General features: G+C 57.4%; 1 rRNA gene. It reads right to left on the bottom strand.

Features of this window, described 5'->3' with window-relative positions:
* Positions 1 to 3,017, bottom strand: a 23S ribosomal RNA gene (locus N4P33_RS34210); the annotation flags it as partial.
* Positions 3,018 to 3,076 lie beyond the last annotated feature (59 nt).

Genomic DNA, 3,076 nt, shown 5'->3' with positions numbered 1-3,076 from the left:
AGAGGTGGGAGTCCTCATCTCGAAGCAGGCTTCCCGCTTAGATGCTTTCAGCGGTTATCCCTCCCGAACGTAGCCAACCAGCCATGCCCTTGGCAGAACAACTGGCACACCAGAGGTTCGTCCGTCCCGGTCCTCTCGTACTAGGGACAGCCCTTCTCAAGACTCCTACGCGCACAGCGGATAGGGACCGAACTGTCTCACGACGTTCTAAACCCAGCTCGCGTACCGCTTTAATGGGCGAACAGCCCAACCCTTGGGACCGACTCCAGCCCCAGGATGCGACGAGCCGACATCGAGGTGCCAAACCATCCCGTCGATATGGACTCTTGGGGAAGATCAGCCTGTTATCCCCGGGGTACCTTTTATCCGTTGAGCGACGGCGCTTCCACAAGCCACCGCCGGATCACTAGTCCCGACTTTCGTCCCTGCTCGACCCGTCGGTCTCACAGTCAAGCTCCCTTGTGCACTTACACTCAACACCTGATTGCCAACCAGGCTGAGGGAACCTTTGGGCGCCTCCGTTACCCTTTAGGAGGCAACCGCCCCAGTTAAACTACCCATCAGACACTGTCCCTGATCCGGATCACGGACCCAGGTTAGACATCCAGCACGACCAGACTGGTATTTCAACGACGACTCCACCCATACTGGCGTACGAGCTTCACAGTCTCCCAGCTATCCTACACAAGCCGAACCGAACACCAATATCAAACTGTAGTAAAGGTCCCGGGGTCTTTCCGTCCTGCTGCGCGAAACGAGCATCTTTACTCGTAGTGCAATTTCACCGGGCCTATGGTTGAGACAGTCGAGAAGTCGTTACGCCATTCGTGCAGGTCGGAACTTACCCGACAAGGAATTTCGCTACCTTAGGATGGTTATAGTTACCACCGCCGTTTACTGGCGCTTAAGTTCTCAGCTTCGCCTGGACGAATCCAAGCTAACCGGTCCCCTTAACGTTCCAGCACCGGGCAGGCGTCAGTCCGTATACATCGCCTTACGGCTTCGCACGGACCTGTGTTTTTAGTAAACAGTCGCTTCTCGCTGGTCTCTGCGGCCACCCCCAGCTCAGGAAGCAAGTCCCTTCACCAGGTGTGGCCCCCCTTCTCCCGAAGTTACGGGGGCATTTTGCCGAGTTCCTTAACCATAGTTCACCCGAACGCCTCGGTATTCTCTACCTGACCACCTGAGTCGGTTTAGGGTACGGGCCGCCATGAAACTCGCTAGAGGCTTTTCTCGACAGCATAGGATCATCCACTTCACCACAATCGGCTCGGCATCAGGTCTCACCCTGTATGAGTGGCGGATTTGCCTACCACTCGGGCTACACCCTTACCCCGGGACAACCACCGCCCGGGATGGACTACCTTCCTGCGTCACCCCATCACTCACCTACTAACCGCTTGGTTCGGCGGCTCCACCACTCCCCTTTGCCCGAAGGCTCCGGGGCGGCTTCACGGCCTTAGCATCACGATGCTCGATGTTTGACGCTTCACAGCGGGTACCGGAATATCAACCGGTTATCCATCGACTACGCCTGTCGGCCTCGCCTTAGGTCCCGACTTACCCTGGGCAGATCAGCTTGACCCAGGAACCCTTAGTCAATCGGCGCACACGTTTCTCACGTGTGAATCGCTACTCATGCCTGCATTCTCACTCGTCAACCGTCCACAACTCGCTTACACGGCTGCTTCACCCGGCAGACGACGCTCCCCTACCCATCCCAGCCTCCGTTGGGAGTATGTGCTGGAATGACACGACTTCGGCGGTACGCTTGAGCCCCGCTACATTGTCGGCGCGGAATCACTAGACCAGTGAGCTATTACGCACTCTTTCAAGGGTGGCTGCTTCTAAGCCAACCTCCTGGTTGTCTGTGCGACTCCACATCCTTTCCCACTTAGCGTACGCTTAGGGGCCTTAGTCGATGCTCTGGGCTGTTTCCCTCTCGACCATGGAGCTTATCCCCCACAGTCTCACTGCCGCGCTCTCACTTACCGGCATTCGGAGTTTGGCTAAGGTCAGTAACCCGGTAGGGCCCATCGCCTATCCAGTGCTCTACCTCCGGCAAGAAACACACGACGCTGCACCTAAATGCATTTCGGGGAGAACCAGCTATCACGGAGTTTGATTGGCCTTTCACCCCTAACCACAGGTCATCCCCCAGGTTTTCAACCCTGGTGGGTTCGGTCCTCCACGAAGTCTTACCTCCGCTTCAACCTGCCCATGGCTAGATCACTCCGCTTCGGGTCTTGAGCGTGCTACTGAAGCGCCCTGTTCGGACTCGCTTTCGCTACGGCTACCCCACCCGGGTTAACCTCGCAACACACCGCAAACTCGCAGGCTCATTCTTCAAAAGGCACGCAGTCACGAGAATGGAGCAAGCTCCATTCCGACGCTCCCACGGCTTGTAGGCACACGGTTTCAGGTACTATTTCACTCCCCTCCCGGGGTACTTTTCACCATTCCCTCACGGTACTATCCGCTATCGGTCACCAGGGAATATTTAGGCTTAGCGGGTGGTCCCGCCAGATTCACACGGGATTTCTCGGGCCCCGTGCTACTTGGGTGTCTCTCCAACGAGCCGCTGACGTTTCGACTACGGGGGTCTTACCCTCTACGCCGGACCTTTCGCATGTCCTTCGCCTACATCAACGGTTTCTGACTCGTCCCACGGCCGGCAGACCGTGGAAGAGAGATCCCACAACCCCGCATGCGCAACCCCTGCCGGGTCTCACACGCATACGGTTTGGCCTCATCCGGTTTCGCTCGCCACTACTCCCGGAATCACGGTTGTTTTCTCTTCCTGCGGGTACTGAGATGTTTCACTTCCCCGCGTTCCCTCCACACTGCCTATGTGTTCAGCAGCGGGTGACAGCCCATGACGACTGCCGGGTTTCCCCATTCGGACACCCCCGGATCAAAGCCTGGTTGACGACTCCCCGGGGCCTATCGTGGCCTCCCACGTCCTTCATCGGTTCCTGGTGCCAAGGCATCCACCGTGCGCCCTTAAAAACTTGGCCACAGATGCTCGCGTCCACTGTGCAGTTCTCAAACAACGACCAACCACCCATCACCCCGA

This window comes from Streptomyces sp. 15-116A (assembly GCF_025290915.1).
Taxonomy (GTDB): domain Bacteria; phylum Actinomycetota; class Actinomycetes; order Streptomycetales; family Streptomycetaceae; genus Streptomyces.
The sequence above is the reverse complement of the archived record's forward strand: the minus strand, read 5'-3'. Positions and strand labels throughout refer to the sequence as shown.